The sequence below is a fragment of the Corallococcus terminator genome (assembly GCF_049194865.1).
GTDB classification, from domain to species: Bacteria; Myxococcota; Myxococcia; order Myxococcales; family Myxococcaceae; genus Myxococcus; species Myxococcus terminator_A.
Genome location: NZ_JBLZWL010000001.1, coordinates 96,924 through 113,639 on the forward strand (window position 1 = coordinate 96,924; position 16,716 = coordinate 113,639).

16 protein-coding genes are annotated in these 16,716 nt (G+C 69.3%); 7 read left to right on the forward strand and 9 right to left on the reverse strand.

Annotated elements, in window-relative coordinates; translation table 11 throughout:
* Nucleotides 1–10: 10 nt before the first annotated feature.
* On the reverse strand, nt 11–2,233 hold the full coding sequence (locus ACN469_RS00400; protein WP_498763588.1) for a hypothetical protein: 2,223 nt from the start codon (nt 2,231–2,233) through the stop codon (nt 11–13).
* Between the two features lie 124 nt (nt 2,234–2,357).
* On the reverse strand, nt 2,358–2,549 hold the full coding sequence (locus tag ACN469_RS00405) for a hypothetical protein (RefSeq protein ID WP_498763030.1): 192 nt from the start codon (nt 2,547–2,549) through the stop codon (nt 2,358–2,360).
* Between the two features lie 219 nt (nt 2,550–2,768).
* On the opposite strand from ACN469_RS00405, the gene ACN469_RS00410 reads away from it, so the two are divergent.
* A complete protein-coding gene (locus ACN469_RS00410; RefSeq protein WP_498763590.1) occupies nt 2,769–3,542 on the forward strand; it encodes an alpha/beta hydrolase in 774 nt (257 codons plus the stop codon).
* Nucleotides 3,543–3,552: 10 nt separating this feature from the next.
* On the forward strand, nt 3,553–4,125 hold the full coding sequence (locus ACN469_RS00415; protein WP_498763031.1) for a TIGR02265 family protein: 573 nt from the start codon (nt 3,553–3,555) through the stop codon (nt 4,123–4,125).
* 6 nt (nt 4,126–4,131) lie between these two features.
* On the opposite strand, the gene ACN469_RS00420 is transcribed toward ACN469_RS00415, so the two are convergent.
* From ACN469_RS00420 to ACN469_RS00430, 3 genes are all read right to left on the reverse strand, one after another.
* A complete protein-coding gene (locus ACN469_RS00420; RefSeq protein WP_498763032.1) occupies nt 4,132–5,295 on the reverse strand; it encodes an ATP-grasp domain-containing protein in 1,164 nt (387 codons plus the stop codon).
* A 151-nt stretch (nt 5,296–5,446) separates the two neighbouring features.
* Nucleotides 5,447–6,499 (reverse strand): GNAT family N-acetyltransferase, encoded by a 1,053-nt coding sequence (locus ACN469_RS00425; RefSeq protein ID WP_498763033.1) that lies wholly within the window; start codon nt 6,497–6,499, stop codon nt 5,447–5,449.
* The gene (locus ACN469_RS00430; RefSeq protein WP_498763034.1) at nt 6,492–7,199 is read right to left on the reverse strand and encodes a hypothetical protein; all 708 of its coding nucleotides are present in this window, start codon (nt 7,197–7,199) and stop codon (nt 6,492–6,494) included. Before ACN469_RS00430 ends, ACN469_RS00425 begins: the two co-directional genes overlap by 8 nt.
* 392 nt (nt 7,200–7,591) lie before the next feature.
* Between ACN469_RS00430 and ACN469_RS00435 the strand changes: the two genes are divergently transcribed.
* On the forward strand, nt 7,592–8,191 hold the full coding sequence (locus tag ACN469_RS00435; protein WP_498763035.1) for a PH domain-containing protein: 600 nt from the start codon (nt 7,592–7,594) through the stop codon (nt 8,189–8,191).
* Nucleotides 8,184–8,981 (forward strand): PH domain-containing protein, encoded by a 798-nt coding sequence (locus ACN469_RS00440; RefSeq protein ID WP_498763036.1) that lies wholly within the window; start codon nt 8,184–8,186, stop codon nt 8,979–8,981. The genes ACN469_RS00435 and ACN469_RS00440 overlap by 8 nt, the downstream gene beginning before the upstream one ends.
* Nucleotides 8,982–9,082: 101 nt before the next feature.
* Here ACN469_RS00440 and ACN469_RS00445 read toward each other — a convergent pair whose 3' ends face one another.
* From ACN469_RS00445 to ettA, 4 genes are all read right to left on the reverse strand, one after another.
* Nucleotides 9,083–10,726, reverse strand: a complete 1,644-nt coding sequence (locus ACN469_RS00445; protein WP_498763037.1) for a LysM peptidoglycan-binding domain-containing protein — start codon at nt 10,724–10,726, stop codon at nt 9,083–9,085.
* A gap of 395 nt (nt 10,727–11,121) precedes the next feature.
* Nucleotides 11,122–11,640: a hypothetical protein gene (locus ACN469_RS00450; RefSeq protein WP_498763038.1), complete on the reverse strand. Its 519-nt coding sequence runs from the start codon at nt 11,638–11,640 to the stop codon at nt 11,122–11,124.
* 37 nt (nt 11,641–11,677) lie between these two features.
* Entirely contained in the window at nt 11,678–12,178 is a 501-nt protein-coding gene (locus tag ACN469_RS00455) for a hypothetical protein (RefSeq protein ID WP_498763039.1), read from the reverse strand.
* A gap of 94 nt (nt 12,179–12,272) precedes the next feature.
* Nucleotides 12,273–13,952, reverse strand: a complete 1,680-nt coding sequence (gene ettA / locus ACN469_RS00460; RefSeq protein ID WP_498763040.1) for an energy-dependent translational throttle protein EttA — start codon at nt 13,950–13,952, stop codon at nt 12,273–12,275.
* 332 nt (nt 13,953–14,284) lie between these two features.
* Between ettA and ACN469_RS00465 the strand changes: the two genes are divergently transcribed.
* The 3 genes from ACN469_RS00465 to ACN469_RS00475 all read left to right on the forward strand — a co-directional run bounded on the left by ACN469_RS00465 (nt 14,285) and on the right by ACN469_RS00475 (nt 16,631).
* Complete coding sequence (locus ACN469_RS00465) at nt 14,285–14,725, forward strand: hypothetical protein (RefSeq protein ID WP_498763041.1); 441 nt, start codon at nt 14,285–14,287, stop codon at nt 14,723–14,725.
* 180 nt (nt 14,726–14,905) lie between these two features.
* The gene (locus ACN469_RS00470) at nt 14,906–15,847 is read left to right on the forward strand and encodes an ABC transporter ATP-binding protein (protein ID WP_498763042.1); all 942 of its coding nucleotides are present in this window, start codon (nt 14,906–14,908) and stop codon (nt 15,845–15,847) included.
* A gap of 22 nt (nt 15,848–15,869) precedes the next feature.
* Nucleotides 15,870–16,631 (forward strand): ABC transporter permease, encoded by a 762-nt coding sequence (locus ACN469_RS00475; protein ID WP_163863583.1) that lies wholly within the window; start codon nt 15,870–15,872, stop codon nt 16,629–16,631.
* Nucleotides 16,632–16,716: the final 85 nt, after the last annotated feature.

Sequence of the window (16,716 nt, forward strand, 5' to 3'; positions counted from 1 at the left end):
GCGTCCCACGTCAGAAGCGTGTCTCCACTTCCAGGTGGAACAGATGTCGCGGCGCGTCCGGCGGAGTCTTCGCCGCCCGCGCATCCTTCAAGTCCACCACCCAGGCATACCGGCCTCGCACCGTCGTCGCGGACAGGAGCGTCCAGCCCGAATCCACCGTGGCGCGGACCTCCTGTCGAAGCCGGGTGCGCTCGGCGAGGTCTTCGTCCTTCCACTGGACCCGGGCTCCCAGTCGCAAGGACTCCACGGGGCGCAGCTTCAGCTCCACGAGGACCCGTCCATCGTTTCGAGGCCTCGGGCTCCCAGGCTCGACCACACGCGCGTAACCGGACTGCGCCGCCACGGAGACGGCCTCCGAGAGCTCCGAGCGGACCCGCGCGGTGACACCCCATCGGCCACCCCGGGAACAGGCGGGCACCTCCTCCACCTCCGCGTCGTCTTCCATCGCGGAGCATGCGAGGGCCCGACCCAGACCCGCCTCACGTGCCTCCAGTCGCAGTGAAGGCCGCAGCCACGACCAGGCCAGCCAGTCCACTCGCGCGGAGGCGCGGAGCTGCGTCAGTCCCGCCGTGCCCTTCACCGCGCCATCGGCGGGCAGCGTCCAGCCATCCACCTGCGCGCGAAACCGCCAGGTCTCCACGTTCCGATACAGGTAGCGCAGCCGCGCGCCCAGCTCGTTGCGCACCCGCTGTCCTTCGAGCAGGTCCGGTCCCGAGGTGGCACCGCTGTAGGGATTGGCGAACCCGCGCCCGTAGTAGCGCAGCGCCAGCTCCAGCTCCTGCCCTGTGCCGGAGAGCACCGTGCGCTGAAGGGCCGCCCAGCTCCCGCCACCATCCGGCGCCGAGTCGAGGCTGCGAGAGCCCTCGAAGAAGAGGTCCACCGCGCCCAGCCCCCAGCAGGCATCGAGCCCCACCGCGCCGAAGCCGCCTCCCATCGGGTAGCGAGCGTCCGGCTGGAAGTCGAGCGTGGCGCCCTTCACCGACCACACGGGCCTCGCGACCCAGCCCGTCACACCGATTCGCGCTCGCGGCGAGAGCGTGAGCGTCGCGTTGCCACCACCGGCCCACTCGCGGAAGACACCGGGCAGCGTGCGCGCTCGAAGCGGCTCCAGCCGAGCGCGCGACAGGGGAACAAGGACCTCGGGAGCCTCGCAGTCCGATGCGCCCTCGCGCGACGATTCACACGTCGCCCGGTCCAGGACAGCGGACCGCTGGAGCGAACGACTCTGGTAGGAGCCGAAGCCCGTGAGCGACAGCTCCAGGCCCGCGCCCACCGGGCCACGCACGGTGCCCGCCACGCCACGGAAGCCCTCGTCCCAGCGGAAGTCCGGAGTGACGTCGCGCTCGGCTTCGGAACACGCGGCGCTCGCCAGCAGACACTCCCGCTCCAGTGTGCCGGGAGGCCGCACGCCATCATCCGCGAGGAAACCCTCGGGTGAAGGAAGCGCCGTCGTGTCCAGCGTGAGGCGCTGTCCGAAGCCGAGCTTGTAGCTGCCCACCAGCACGGAGGCCTGGGTGCCCGTCCATTGCGCATGAAACTTGGGCAGCAACACCGCCGAGCCGGGCGCGTCCACCATGAGCGCGCGCGTGCGAGTGTCTCGACGAAGCGCGCCCAACCGCCAACGCGCCCACGTCGCGAGTACGCCCACGCGAAGCCCCGCGAGCCCACTGGCCCGGACCTGCAAGGCCACGGGAGGAGGCAGCGAGTCCGACAACGCGAAGGCCGTCAGCAGCCGCGCATCCCCCGACAGCGTCCCTGACTCGCGACTCACCAGGAACGGCGCGAGTCGACGCCGCTCCTCGTCCGTGAGGATACCGGGCCAGGCCCGCCTCGACCTGGTTCTCCTCGCCGCGGCACCTTCGTATTGAGACAGGGGCGCCTCCGCCCTCGCCACGTCCTCCGCACGCGACAAGGAGGTCACCGCCCTCGCCGCATCGCCCGCGTCAGCCGCTCCCGAGAGACGCCTCGCACTCCGGCGCTCCAACCGGGCATCGACCTCCGCATAGGTCAGCCCGGGCAGCGCATAGAGCGCGCCCCGCGTCGCCTGCTCGGGCTCCACGCCCGTCCGCCGCAGCGACACCAGCGCGGCCCACGTCTCCGCGGAGAGCGTCCCGTCCTCCAACAGCGCGAGCAGCTCCAGCTCACCGTCGACTTCGGGCTCCACCTCGTACGGCGCGGCCCACACCGGCCACGCGCCGAGGAGCCAGCAACCCAACCACCCATGGAGCAACATCCCGAGGAACCGAGGCACGCGGCGCCGGCACTGCACGCCAGGGACCACCGTTCCCTACAGGCACACCCCACCCCGACGCCGTCCGAGCCCCGGACCGGCCGTCCACGGGCCAGACGCAACCGCGTCACACCTGAACGCTGGGCGGGTCCGCCAACAACAGCTCCTCCGTGACGGACCTCGCCGCCACCGCGCGAGCCTGGGCGGCGGCATACCGCAGGCGCGCCTCCTCGCTTCCATCCAAGGCGGCCCGCGCGCGACGCACATCGGCCTCGGTCGACATCAACAGCGCGGAGAGGTGCAGTCGGTTCAGTTCCATCGAGGGGGACTCCGGAGGGGGCGGCCCGCTGCGACGCCAGTATGGCGGCAGCCACCGACACCTTCATGTTTCCCGCCAATCCGTGCATTCCCAGGACCAGCTCGCCTGCCCCCGGTGCGGGCCTTCCCCACCCGCTCCCTCGCGGTGTGGGCGCCTGAACCACCGGCCGGCCCGGAGCGGAGCAACGGGGGACATTTATGTATGCTGCACCCCGCATCCATGGGCCACGTCCACATCGTCCGAGACCTTCCCTCCCCGCAGGAGGGCTTCTCCCGCACCGTGCGCATCTACACGCCGGATGCCTATGACTCGATGCCCTGGCATCGCTTCCCCGTGCTCTACATGCACGACGGGCAGAACGTCTTCGCGCATCCGGAGTCCGCCCTCTTCGACACCTGGTGCGCCAACCTCGCGCTCGAGCAGGGCGTGGACGAAGGCCACCTGGAGCCGTGGATCATCGTCGCGGTGGACTCGGGCACCGGGCGCCTCCAGGAGTACTCGCCCTGGGATGATTCCCACGGCAAGGTGAAGGCGCGCGGCGAGGCCTACGGCCGCTTCCTGGTGGAGCACCTCAAGCCGCTGGTGGACCAGAACTACCGCACGCGAGAGGGCGCCGAGTGGACCGGGGCCATGGGCTCCTCCCTGGGCGGCCTCATCTCGCTGTACCTGGGCTGCCGCTACCCGGAGGTCTTCGGCCGCATCGGCGCGCTGTCCCCCACCGTCATGTGGAGCGACGGCCGCCTCTTCTCCGAGTGGGGCACCCACCCCCGCCGCTGGACGCGCATCTACCTGGACGCTGGCGCCCAGGAGTTCCTCCACGCGGATGGCCTCCCGCTCAACTACGGCGAGGCCACGCGCGCGTTCTACGAGCACCTCAAGGCCCTGGGCTACGCCGACCACGAGGTGTCCCTCGTGCTGGAGCCCGGAGGCGAGCACCACGAGAAGGACTGGCAGCGCAGACTGCCCACCGCGATGCGCTGGCTGCTGACGTGAGGCGCCCGGCGTGAAGTCCGGCAAGCACGTCCCGCTCGAACACCGGTTGGTCTACGTCCAGGTCGTGGAGGGCCTCCTCCAGCACGGCCTCCAGGGCCGCATCTCCCCTCGCCTCAAGACCAGGCTGGGTCAGGTGGGCCTCGACCTGAACATGCCCTTCTTGCCCGCCTACTCCGTGCTCATGTGGACGCAGTGCCTGCGCGTCATCGCGGAGGAGACCTGGCCTGGCTTGTCCCTGGAAGAGGCCTTCCGCCACCTGGCCGCCGCGCACGTGCATGGCTACGGCCGCACCCTCATCGGACGCGCCGTTTTTGGCGTCATGCGGCTGTTGGGCCCGCGCCGGCTGGTGCAGCGGATGCCGCAGACGTTGCGCGGCACGGACAACTACACGGAGGTGGAGCTCGTCGAAAAAGGCCCCACCACGTACGAGATGCGGATGAACTCCGTGCTCGACTGCCCCGGCTACTCGGAGTCGCTCTTCGAGCACATGATTCGCGTGGGCGGCGGCGAGTCCCCCAAGGTGACGACGCTGTCCGTGGAGGACGGCCACACCACGTACCTGCTCACGTGGACGGAGCGCTGACGGCGGCTAGGACGTGGCCTGGATGAAGCGCACCGCGTCCCGCATCGTGTCCTGGTCCGTGTGGCGGGTGAGGTACATCTCCTCGCCCAGCAGGCTGTGGTAGATGGGCGGCAGCTCGCGGTGGAGGATGAACGCGGACCCGAGCCGCTTCACCACCTCATCGTGCGTGTGTTTGTAGCGACGGCCGTGACGGCGCGCGCTGTGACAGATGTGGTAGCGCGGCGTGTAGCGGAAGTCCGCCACCGGGTCCCCCGTCACCACCCGCGCCCAGAGCCGGTACACGTCGATGTCGCACGTGTAGTTCATCATGTCCGTCATGAAGCCACCGGGAGGCCGCAGGTTGGCCTCCAGCACGACGAAGCGGCCATCCGGCAACCGGAAGAACTCCAGGTGGAACCAGCGCTCGCGCAGCCCGAAGGCGGCCACCACCTGCCGTCCGAGCACGTCCAGCGCGGGGGGAATCTCCAGGTGGCTCCAGAAGGAGATGTCCCGCCGCTCCACCACCGTCTCCATGCCTCCGTCGCTGTACTCGTGGCTGAGGGTGAAGACGATGACGCCGTGCCGGTCGACGATGCCGTCGTAGGTGACGATGGTGCCGCGCACGAAGGGCTGCGCCACGTACGTGGTGGGCAGCGGGTGGGCCAGCGCGGCGTCCACGTCCGCGGCGCTGGAGACCTTGAAGGTGTTGGCCGCGCCCACGCCCACGTCGGGCTTGAGCACCAGCGGGTAGCCCACGCGGCTGGCGAACTCCTTCACCTGCGCGGCGTCGCGCACGCGGATGAGGTCGGGGTGGGGCACGCCCGCCTGCTGGAACACCTGCGCCATGCCCGACTTCGAGCGCATGCGGTGGATGTCCGCCGGATGGAGTCCCGGGACATGGAAGTCCTCGCGCAGCCGGGCCTCCACCTCCAGCCAGGACTCGTTGAGCGAGTCGATGCGCTCCAGCCGGCCATGTCGCCACGTGAGGTAGCCGGCCGCGCGCGTGAGGGAGTCTTCGTCATGCAGGCTGGGGACGAAGTAGTACTCGCGCAGGGAGTCGCGCAGCTCGGGGCGCAGCGACTCGTAGGCCGCGTCGCCGATGCCCAGCACCGTCACGCCCCGCTCGCGCAGCGCGGTGACGAAGTGGAAGAAGTGGGACGGGAAGTGCGGAGAGATGAAGACGAAGTTCATGGCTCCTCGGGGCGACAGTCCCGGTACCCATGGACCATAGCGCGATGCGCGCCCGCGCCCAGTTCCTTGTCACAGCCCCCCTGCCCTCCCGAGGAGGTGCCCGCCGGGCCCCAGCCTGGACCCGGGGCGGGCCCCCCAGCGAGGGAGACCTTCAGCGCAGGTGCGTGAAGACACGCGGGGAAGCGGGCCACTCCAAGTCCGGAGACAGCAGCTTGCTCATCACCTGGCTGCCTCCCGCCCAGGGCAGCCACCCTGCTCCGAGCATCAGCCGAGTGGACACACACGGCCCCCGGAGCATCGCCGCGCAGCTCGCGCCCCGGCCCGCCATGTCCCGCATGGCCACGCGCAAGAGCCGCTTCTGCTCCGCGCGGGGCACCGAGTCGTGGAAGGCGAGCAGGTCCACCATGGCGATGGTCAGCGGCCCCCGGGAATTCATCTGGAGCGTGTAGAAGTTGACCAATCCCCTCACCACGCCGGCTCGCTCCAGGACGAGGGTGTGGGGCACGTCCCGGTACTGGAGCTGATGCGCGAGCCGCTCGGGCGTGTAGGCGTAGCCCAGGCTCACCGACTCCGTCATCCGCTCCACCAGCGCCATGCACGCCGGCAGGTCCTCCGGACGATAAGGCCGGATGCCCGCTTCCGTGTCCACGTGCGGAGCGCTCCCGCGCAGCCACGGCCGCGCGAGCGTGAAGAGCGCGCGCTCGGCCGCCGTCGGGGACCAGCGCGCCACCGCCGCCGCGTCGAAGACGTGGAGCCACAGGCCCATCGTGCCGAAGGTCCGCAGGCCCGGGGTCTTCCTCCAGAAGCGCCCTCCCGCGCCGCCATCCGCCATGCAGCCCAGCATCATCAGGGCCCCGCGCTCGCGCTGACGCGAGAACATCGTCTCCGTCAGCTTCCGGCCTACGCCCAGCCCACGGAACGCGGGGTCCACGCTGAGCCAGCTCCCGTACGCGCCCTCCACGGCGCGGTTCCCCAGTCGCAGGCGGGTGGGCTCCGCGAAGAAGACCCCCGCCAGCTTCCCGCCTGAGTACGCGGCCAGGCGGTACTCCCGCGGCGCGAGCCTGTTGCCGAAGACAAACCAGTCCAGCATGCGAGGCTGGAAGTCCGTCAGCGGCCCCTGCGCTCCGTAGTATTCGCCCCAGACACGGTTGACGAACTGGGACGCAGCCACCGCGTCCCCCTCGTAGGTGCGCACCTCAACCATGCAGGCGCTCCGGCGGAGCAGGGACACTGACGGCCTGCGACGGATGCGGACCGAACAGGTGGGTGTAGAGCGCGCGGGTGGACGGCGTCAGCACCTCCCACTCGGGAAGGTGGACGCGCTCCTCTTCCACGAGGACCTTCGAGTAGAGCGCCTCGTAGACGCGCTTCACCGTGCCCGGGGCGATGGCATCCACGTCGAAGGCGGGCACCAGTCCCACCAGCTTGAAGCCCTGGTTCTCCGCGTTGCGCTGCGCGCGCGCCGTCTTCAGCGTGGAGTAGTAGAGCACCACCTCCGCGCCGATGTTGCGACCCACGACCTCCAGCGCCGCGGTGCCCAGGAAGCCGATGCCCAGCCCGCGTCGAGAGGGCTCCAAGACGCCCAGGGCCGCGGAGAGCTGCAGCCCACGCACGTTCCGCTCCATGGTCAGCAGGCCGATGATGTCCCCGCTCTGGCTGGCACGAACCAGGATGCCGTACAGCGAGCGGTCCGGAGACTCGCCTCGCAGGAAGAACTCCCGCTCGTAGAACGAGGGCTCCAGGTGACGGCTCTCCGTGCCGACCCGGATGTCCGGATACCAGCGCTCCAGCAGTGCCGTCAGGCGAGGAAGGTCCTCCCGCGCGAGCTGCTCCGCGGAGCAGCCCTCCGGTACTTCAATCCCCGACAACATCTCCTCGAGACTCCGCCAGCGCATCAGGTCCATGCGCGCCACGGTAGGGCGCGCGGATGGGGAGCAAAGGGCCCGAGGACCTGAAACACCGCGGGTCTGTTTTTGATGAAGCAGCGGTGGCTCGAAACCGTGGCGTGCCCCACAAGCAGCGCGTCGCGGAGTGGGCACCGGCGGGGCGGGCCTTCTTCGTCGCGCGGACCGCTGTCGTCGGGCCGACGGGCGCACGCCTCGCGGGGCCGTGTCCGTGGAGGAGGGTCCCGCGTGGGCTGGCGGACGCGGGCACCGCGCCCTCGGGCAGGCGGGGTGGCGTCCTCTCCCGGGCGGGGACATGACGGGAGGGAGCCGGCCGACGTATGAAATGGGTGTCGCCCCCACACGTTGGGAACAGGGAGCGATTCCCGGAGGAATACCCAGGTGAGCCCCTCATGACTCTCGGCGGACCCGTGACTTCCTCGCCCGGCCCGAAGCCCGCGCTCGTCCCCGCGCGCCCCGGCTCGCCGTGGAAGTTGCCCACCGTGCTGCAGCCGCACTCGAGCCTGCTCACCAACTACCTGCTCGGCTCGCTGCTCGCGGGGCCGGGGTTCCCCATCCTCGCGCTGCTGCGCTACTTCAAGTTCCGCACCCTGCGCTACGAGCTGGACGAGGAGGGCATCACCATGCGGTGGGGCATCCTCTTCCGGCGCGAGGTGTCCCTCACCTATGCGCGCATCCAGGACATCCACCTGTCCAGTCATGTCGTGGAGCGCTGGCTGGGACTTGCGCGCATCCAGATTCAGACGGCGAGCGGCAGCGCGCAGGCGGAGATCACCATCGAGGGCATCCAGGACTTCGAGGCGATGAGAGATTTGCTCTACTCGAAGATGCGCGGCACGCGAGACAGAGGCGCCGCCGTGGCGAAGTCCTCCGCGCTGGCGCCGGGCGAGTCGGAGGCGCTGACGTCCGCGCTGCGCGAGGTCGCCGCCGAGGTCCGCGCGCTCCGGCAAGAACTTGGCGCGCGCACGGCGAAGGAGCAGGCGGATGAGTGACGTCCCCCACGCGTGGCTCCTGCGGTTCTTGAAGGTGGACCCCGAGCCCCAGCTCCCCGAGGGCACGGTGCGAGTGTTCCGCGCGGCGCCCCAGTATCTGCTCTACCGACGGGTGTTGCTCGGGTTCAAGCACGTGCTCGCCGCCGCGGGCGCGGTGGTGGCCTGGGTCTTCCTGGGCCGGATTTTCGCCAACGTCCTGCGCGAGCTTCCCGCCACTGCGCTCGTGACGAGCATCCTCTACGCGGCGGAGGTCGTGGCGTGGCTGGGCTTCCTGGTGCTGGTGGTGCCGGTGAGCTTCTTCGTCGTCCGGCTCGACTACGAGCTGCGCTGGTACGCGCTGACGGACCGGAGCCTGCGCGTGCGCGAGGGCGTCATGTCGCTGAGGGAGAAGACGATGACCTTCGCCAACATCCAGCAGGTCTCCATCCACCAGAACCCCATCCAGCGGGTGCTGGGCATCGCCGACGTGAAGGTGGAGACAGCGGGCGGAGGCAGCGGCTCTCGCTCCAGCGAAGCGGACACGGACATGCAGGAGCACCTGCATGAGGCCCGCTTCCGGGGCGTGAGCAACCCCGAGGCGATTCGCGACGCCATCATGGACTGCGTGCGGCGGCACCGGGACACCGGCTTGGGAGAGCCCTCGGAGCTCGCCACGAGCCCGGAGCCCGCCGACACGGCCATCCCCTCGACGCTGGAGGCTGCCCACGAGCTGCTGACCGAGGTGCGCGCGCTGCGAGGCGCGCTGGCGGAGCAACCGGCGCCTCGCGGGGTGACGACCCGGGCGTCGTGAGCCGCACCCGCGAGCCTGGGTTTCTCCAGCGTGCGGACATGAAGAAGCCCGGTCGGCCACAGGGGCCGCCGGGCTTCTCCTCTCCGCGCGTCAGGTGACGACTACGCGTTGGGGCGAATCATCGACACGTCGAACTGGCGGCCGACGACGTTGCCCGTGCGGGGCCCCGGGCGGGTGAGGCCGCCGGTGTTCTCGTCCACGTAGAAGCGGTTGTTCGGGTTGGAGTCCGCGCCACGGCTCTGGTTGCGCGTCGCCGGGTCGTTGAACGTGTAGTAGGTGCGACCCTGCTGGTCCACGCCACGACCGGTGATGACGACGAAGTGGTCGGTGATGCCGTCAGCGTTGCCCACGTTCGCGGTCGACTTGTGGTTGACGCCCACGACCACCGGCTTGCCCGCGGCGAGCTGCTGGTCGATGTAGTTCCGGCCGCGCTCCGCCGCCCGGCGGTCCACGCTGATGCCGTTGGGGCCCTCGCTCGTGGCGACCTGGATGCGGCGAGAGGGGTCCGTCACGGTGGCGCCACCCTGGCGGGCCATCGCGGTGGCGGCGCGGAAGCACGCCTTGTCACCAGCGCGCTCCACCTGGCTGGCGTCGTACTGGCTGATCCACGGGGTGCGCGTCTGCACCGCCGCGCGGTCGGTGCTCGCCGCGACGCGCTCGGTGTCGTTGAGGTTCGTCGGCGTCGCGCCGTTCGTGGTGGTGGGGCGCTCGGAGGCCGGGCGCGGCGTGGGAGCGGCCGTGGGGCGCTCGGAGGCCGGGCGCGGCGTGGGAGCGGCCGTGGGGCGCTCGGAGGCCGGGCGCGGCGTGGGCACCGGCACCTGACCCTGCGGGACGCCGTCGGTCTGCGTCGTGCCGGAGCGATAGCCACGCGCATCCAGCGCCGAGACGAGCGCCGACTCGCGGCGGTTCTGGTCGGCGCGCAGGCGGGACTCGCTGTGGTTGAAGCCGGCGGCGCGCAGGACGCCCTGGTCGTTGCGGTACGCATTCACGCGCGCATCGACGAGCGACTCGCGGGTGACGCCACGCGGGTCCTGCGCCAGCTTGGGCAGCTCGCGGTTGATGAAGTTCTGCGCGGCGCGGGGCGACTGGGTGTGCAGGTCGAAGTACGTGGAGGCCAGCAGCGCGTTGTTCGGGTCCAGGCCCGCGGCGCGGGCGGCGGCCTCGTAACGAGGCGTCTTGCTGGTCAGCTCACGGTTCCAGATCTGGTCGGCCTGCTGCGGGGTGCTGGCGCCCTGTCCCTGGTAGGAGAACGAGCCACGGTTGTGGGCCGCGTTGCCCGGGTCCGTGTGGCCGCCGTAGCTGGACGTGAAGCCACCGTCCGGACGGCGGTTGCCCTCGGAGGTGCCGACGACGATGGCCGCCTCGGAGTTGGAGCCGCCCCGGGTGAAGGCGCCCAGGTCCTGGATGTTGCGGTAGCCGTTGTTCGTCCCCGACACGTTGGGCGACGTCAGGCCCGCCGCCGCGGTGGTGCCCGCGTCGAAGGTGTCGCCGGGAGTCTGGGTCCGGCGCGCGCCCGTGTTGGTCTGCGTCGGGTTGGCCGCCGTGCGGTCGAACCCGTCGCTGGCCGAGGGAAGCTTGAGGGTCGCCCCCGCCCGAATCTTGTTCGGGTCGGCGATGTTGTTGAGCCGGGCCAGCTCATCCACGGAGGTGCCGTTCCGGGCGGCGATCTTGCTCAGCGTGTCGCGCTCACGGATGCGGTAGGTGCTGCTGGTGTCCCGGCTGCTGGTGTTGTTCCTGACAGTCATGTGGATGGCTCCCTATGAGGTCCGAGACACCCCTCCCCAATCACTGCCGCTGGAGAGGGCATCCACAGACGCCACCCGGATTTTCAAGATCATCCGCCAAAAGTTGCGAACCCACCGAACTTCGCTTTGCCCCAGAGGGAGCGCTACAGGCCCGCACGGGGTGTCCGCCTGTTAATGCACTGCATTATTCCCGCAAATCCGGAGAGCCCGTGACCAATCCGTCACACGCGGATTTCAGTTTCACGACTATTTTTTGGCCAAACTGATGCAATCAATTGCGGGCAGGGAGTCTGGGATGACCACCCGGGCGACTGGCCTGAAGACGCCAGTGCCCCGCTGGCGTGAGCCAACAGGGCACTGTGATTGGAAAGATTCCGTATCGCGGTATCCGCCGCCTACTGGCAGTTCGCGGGCTCGTTGCAGGAGAAGGTGACGGTGTATCTGGCGGTTTGACCGCCCGAGCCGGCCGAGCAGCCCGCCTGCGCCTCCGTCACGTTGCACGCCCCGGCCGGGCACCGGCCCTCCATGCGCGCATAAGCGTCTTCCTGTGCGAGCCCATAGGCCGCGGAGCAGTTGAAGCTGGTGCCCCTTCCGGTCTCCACGAGCCGGGTGCTCCCACAGGTACACGCCACGGTGGGGCAGTACTTCCGCACGCCATCACACTCCACCCAGCCGCCCGACTCAGTCCCGGAGGCACAGACGCCGCTCGCGGAGGAGCAGGAGACGGACGTCGAGTTCGAGCACTGCTGGGTCACCTGGCAGGCCAGCGCCGCCTCGGAGCTCTCCAGGGCCAGGTCCTCGCCACCCGGCGCAGCCCCGGTGCCACACGCGGTCAGCGCGAGGACGGCCAGGAGGGCACCACGGCGCATCAGGTTACTGATTTGTATTTGCATCCCCGAGACGATAGAGGCCATGCCACCACGGCCTCCATCGTGGGAATCCGGTATCCGGTTACCGGCAGTTCGCGGGCTCCTTGCAGGAGTACGTCCGGGTGACGCTCGCGCGGAAGCCATCCGTGCGGTTGGGGCCCAGCGCGATGCAGTCACCGAGGATGTCGGAGCTGTTGCAGCCCCCCGCCGGGCACCGCGCGGTCACGGCGGAGGCCAGCAGGGTGCGCGCCTGGCTCATCGCGGCGCCGCAGGTGGCCCCTTCGCCGGACCGGGTCGCCGTGTAGCGCGTCGTGCCGCAGGTACACGCCGGAGGACAGTAGGTGCGCACGCCGTCGCACTCCACCCAGCCACCGTTGTCCGCGCCCGAATTACAGCCCGTCGTCGGAGAGGAGCACGTCACCGGCGTACCGCTCGGACACGTCTGCTCGACGCTGCAGAGCGCCGCCTCGGACGTCTCCAGCGAGCCACCCTCCTCGCCGCTCACGTCGCCCGCGTTGCACGCGGCCAGGCCCAGCACCGCGCCAATCACTCCACTCCACAGCCAGCTCAGTCGAAGGTTCATCCCCCAACGGTAGAACCGCCGGTGAACCCTCATCAACCTCTGGAAACCCAGGGCTCCGCTCCCTCCTGGAGAGAGCGGAGAGATTCCCGTCTGACTAATTCTTTGAAATGGGGCGGTAGCGGATGCGGTGCGGCTCCAGGGCGTCGGGGCCCAGGCGCTTCTTCTTGTCCGCCTCGTAGTCCTGGAAGTTGCCCTCGAAGAAGAAGGCCTTGCTGTCGCCCTCGAAGGCGAGGATGTGCGTGGCGATGCGGTCCAGGAACCAGCGGTCGTGGCTGATGACCACCGCGCAGCCGGCGAAGCTCAAGAGCGAGTCCTCGAGGCTGCGCAGCGTCTCCACGTCCAGGTCGTTGGTGGGCTCGTCGAGCAGCAGCAGGTTGCCGCCGCTCTTGAGCATCTTCGCCAGGTGCACGCGGTTGCGCTCGCCGCCGGACAGGTCCTTCACGCGCTTCTGCTGGTCCTGTCCCTTGAAGGCGAAGCCCGCCAGGTACGCGCGGCTGGGCACCTGCCCCGCCCGGCCCAGGTCCAGGTGGTCCAGCCCGCCGCTGACCTCCTGGAACACGCTGTTGTCGCCGTTGAGCGCGTCGCGGCTCTGGTCCACGTAGGCCATCACCACCGTCTCGCCAATCTTCAGCTCGCCCGCGTCCGGCTTCTCCGTGCCCGTCATCATCCGGAACAGCGTCGTCTTGCCCGCGCCGTTGGGGCCGATGACGCCCACGATTCCGCCCGGGGGCAGCTTGAAGTTCAGGTCGTCGATGAGGAGCCGGTCACCGTACGCCTTGCGCAGCCCCGTGGCCTCCACCACCAGACCACCCAGCCGGGGGCCGGGGGGGATGATGACCTCGCCCGTGGCCTCGCGCTTGTCCTGCGTCTGGTTGAGCATCTCCTCGTACGCGGAGATGCGCGCCTTGCTCTTGGCCTGCCGGGCCTTGGGCGACTGGCGCACCCACTCCAGCTCGCGCTTGAGCGTCTTCTGCCGCTGGCTCTCCGACTTCTCCTCCAGCTCCAGCCGCTTCTGCTTCTGCTCCAGCCAGCTGGAGTAGTTGCCCTTCCAGGGCACGCCCTCGCCGCGGTCCAGCTCCAGAATCCACTCGGCCGCGTTGTCCAGGAAGTACCGGTCGTGGGTGATGCAGACGATGGTGCCCTTGTACTCCTTGAGCGCGACCTCCAGCCACGCGACGCTCTCCGCGTCCAGGTGGTTGGTGGGCTCGTCCAGCAGCAGCAGGTCCGGCTTCTCCAGGAGGATTCGGCACAGCGCCACGCGGCGCTTCTCACCGCCGGACAGCTTCGTCACGTCCGCGTCGCCCGGGGGCAGGCGCAGCGCGTCCATGGCCATCTCAATCGTGCGGTCCAGCTCCCACCCGTTCGCCGCGTCGATGGCGTCCTGGAGCCGGCCCTGCTCGGCGAGCAGCTTCTCCATCTCCGCGTCGCTCATGGGCTCGGCGAACTTCGCGCTCACCTCGTTGAAGCGGTCCAGCGAGGCGCGAATCTCCTTCAGCCCCAGCTCCACGTTCCCCTTCACGTCCAGCGAGGTGTCGAGCTGCGGCTCCTGCGCCAGATAGCCGACCTTGGCCGTGGGGTCCGGCTTCGCCACGCCGAAGAACTCCGTGTCCACGCCGGCCATGATGCGCAGCAGCGTCGACTTGCCGGAGCCGTTCGGCCCGATGACGCCAATCTTCGCGCCCGGGAAGAACGACAGGTAGATGCCCTTGAGGATCTCCTTGCCATTCTTGACCTTGCGCAGGTCCTGCATCGTGAAGATGAAATTCTGGGCCATCTGGGGGCTTCCTGCTCTGGAGCGGGTGGGGGCTCGCGGATACCAGGGTGGAACAGCGCACTCAAGGCGAGAGAGTCCCGGAGCTTCCCCACCACACCCTCGGCGCCGGACGTCCGCTGCGGAACACCCCGCCAGCCCCAGGACGGTCCGGGCGCGCCGCCCTGCTTCTTCATCGCCACGGGTCCCGCGTCGTCCCGCGCCAACGGGCGCTGCACCGCGCTCCTCCAGGCCCACGGCCCCGCTGAAGTTTTTCAGTCTTATCCAGTGTTAATTGAATTGTTTGATTTACACACCTAGTTTCCTGTCTCCATCTCGTCTCACTGGAGGCAGTCATGAAGGATTTTCTGAGCATCCATCTCCCGCTGGTCCTGACCGCATCCCTGCTGTCGGTGGCCTGCGGCAGTCCGATGGAAGAGCGCGCCGAGGGGGTGGACCAGACGGTCCTCGCCCAGGATGAGCAGGCCCTGGCGCCGCTGGCCGTGAGCATCACGTGCAGCTCACAGGGCATCACCAATCCCAACTTCTTCACGCCGTCCTTCCGGTGCACGGGGACCGGCAGCGGCGGCGGCGGCAACAGGCCCACCTACAGCTTCGCGTGGACGGCCCTCACGAACAGCTTCATCACCAGCCAGAAACCCGGCCTCGGGACTTCGGAGATTGGCGGCTATTGCAACCCGAACGTGTCGGCCGAGGTGCAGGTCACCATCACCGACTCGCTGGGCGCCACGGCCACGACCACCCAGTCCTTCTTCTGCTTCGCCTTCGTGGGCTGACGCGAACCGCCCCCCGCGCACCGCCCCCGAGGCCCCCCGGAGGCGGTGTCGGCGCGCTCGACCCAGGCCGCGGCACAGCCGTTACCGGGAGTGCGGCCGGGCGCGATTCCCGAGGGAGGACTCCAGAAGGGATGCGGGAGTTCTGACGGCGGAGGTCCGAGGTGTTAGGAGAAGCGCGCCATGTCGACGCCCACTCCCGCCCTCGAGCTCACGGGGCTCACCAAGCGCTACGGTGACTTCACCGCGTTGCAGCAGATGAACCTCACCATCCAGCCGGGCGAAATCTTCGCGCTGCTGGGGCCCAACGGCGCGGGCAAGACGACGATGATTGGCAGCGTCTGCGGCCTGGTGCGCAAGACGGCCGGCACCATCCGCGTCTTCGGCAAGGATTTGGACCAGGACGCGGTGGGCCCGCGCTACCAGTTGGGCCTGGTGCCGCAGGAGATCAACTTCGACCCGTTCTTCACCGTCGCGGAGTCCTTGCGAATCCAGCTGGGCTTCTACGGCCAGCGCCAGGACGAGGCCCGCGTCGACGAGGTGCTCAAGGCCCTCAACCTGCACACCAAGAAGGACTCGCTCACGCGCGCGCTCTCCGGCGGCATGAAGCGCCGGCTGCTCATCGCCAAGGCGCTGGTGCACAAGCCCAAGCTCGTCTTCCTGGACGAGCCCACCGCGGGCGTGGACGTGGAGCTGCGCCGCGACCTCTGGACGTACGTGCGCAAGCTGGCCTCGGAGGGCACCACCATCCTCCTCACCACCCACTACCTGGAGGAGGCCGAGGAGCTGGCGGACCGGGTGGGCATCATCAACGAGGGCCGCCTGCTGATGGTGGAGGACAAGGCGACGCTCCTGCGCCGCTTCGGCGAGAAGCGCGTCGTCGTCACCTTCCAGGAGCCCCAGACGACGCTGTCGGAGGCCACGCTCCGCTTCGCCCCGCGCCTGTCCGAGGACGGCCGCTCACTCACCTACGTGGAGCGCGAGGGCGTGGCCCCCGCGGGTGACCTGCTGCGCGTGCTGTACGCGGAAGGCCTGCCCATCGCCGACGTGGAGACGCGTCGCTCCCGCCTGGAGGACGTCCTCATCGAGGTCCTCCGAGGCCGTCCCTCCCCCCAGGCCGCCTGACCTTCCTCGCAAAGACACCACCATGAACGTCCTCGGGATGCAGACGCTGTTCGTGAAGGAGGTCCGGCGCTTCATGCGAGTGCCGGGGCAGACCGTCCTCTCACCGCTCATCAGCACCACGCTGTATTTCATCGTCTTCGGCTACAGCATCTCCGGCCGCGTGCACGAGGTGGAGGGCTCGCCGTACCTGCACTTCATCGTGCCGGGCCTCGTCTTCCTGGGCATCGCCAACAACGCGTTCCTCAACAGCTCCTCCTCGCTGTTCATCACCAAGATTCAGGGCACGGTGGTGGACCTGCTGGTGGCGCCCCTGGGGCCCGGGGAGCTGATGGCGGGCTTCATCGGCGGCGCCATGGTGCGCGGCCTCGTCGTCGGCGGCCTGACGTGGGCCGTGGCGGGCGCCTTCGCGGGCTTCAGCCTGGAGCACGCGTGGGTGGCCCTGTACTTCCTGCTCATCGCCTCCTACGTCTTCAGCATGCTGGGCATGCTCGCCGCCGTGTGGGCGGAGAAGTTCGAGCAGATCAACTTCTTCCCCACCTTCGTCATGCTGCCGCTCACCTTCCTCGGCGGCGTCTTCTATTCCGTGCGCGAGCTGCCCTCGCCCTGGAACACCGTCAGCCTCTTCAACCCCATGGTCTACATGGTGGAGGGGTTGCGGTACGGGATGCTCGGTCGCAGCATCTACTCGCCCCTGTTCGGTGGCGGAATCCTCGCGGGTGTCGCCGTAGTGGCAACCCTTGTCGTGTACTTCGTGCTCCGCTCCGGCTACAGGATGAAGGCATGAGACCTACCCAGACCTTCATGCCCCCGTGTCACTGTGGGGTGACGCCCGACTGCCCATTTCCCGCACGGTGAGAAAGGGAGATATT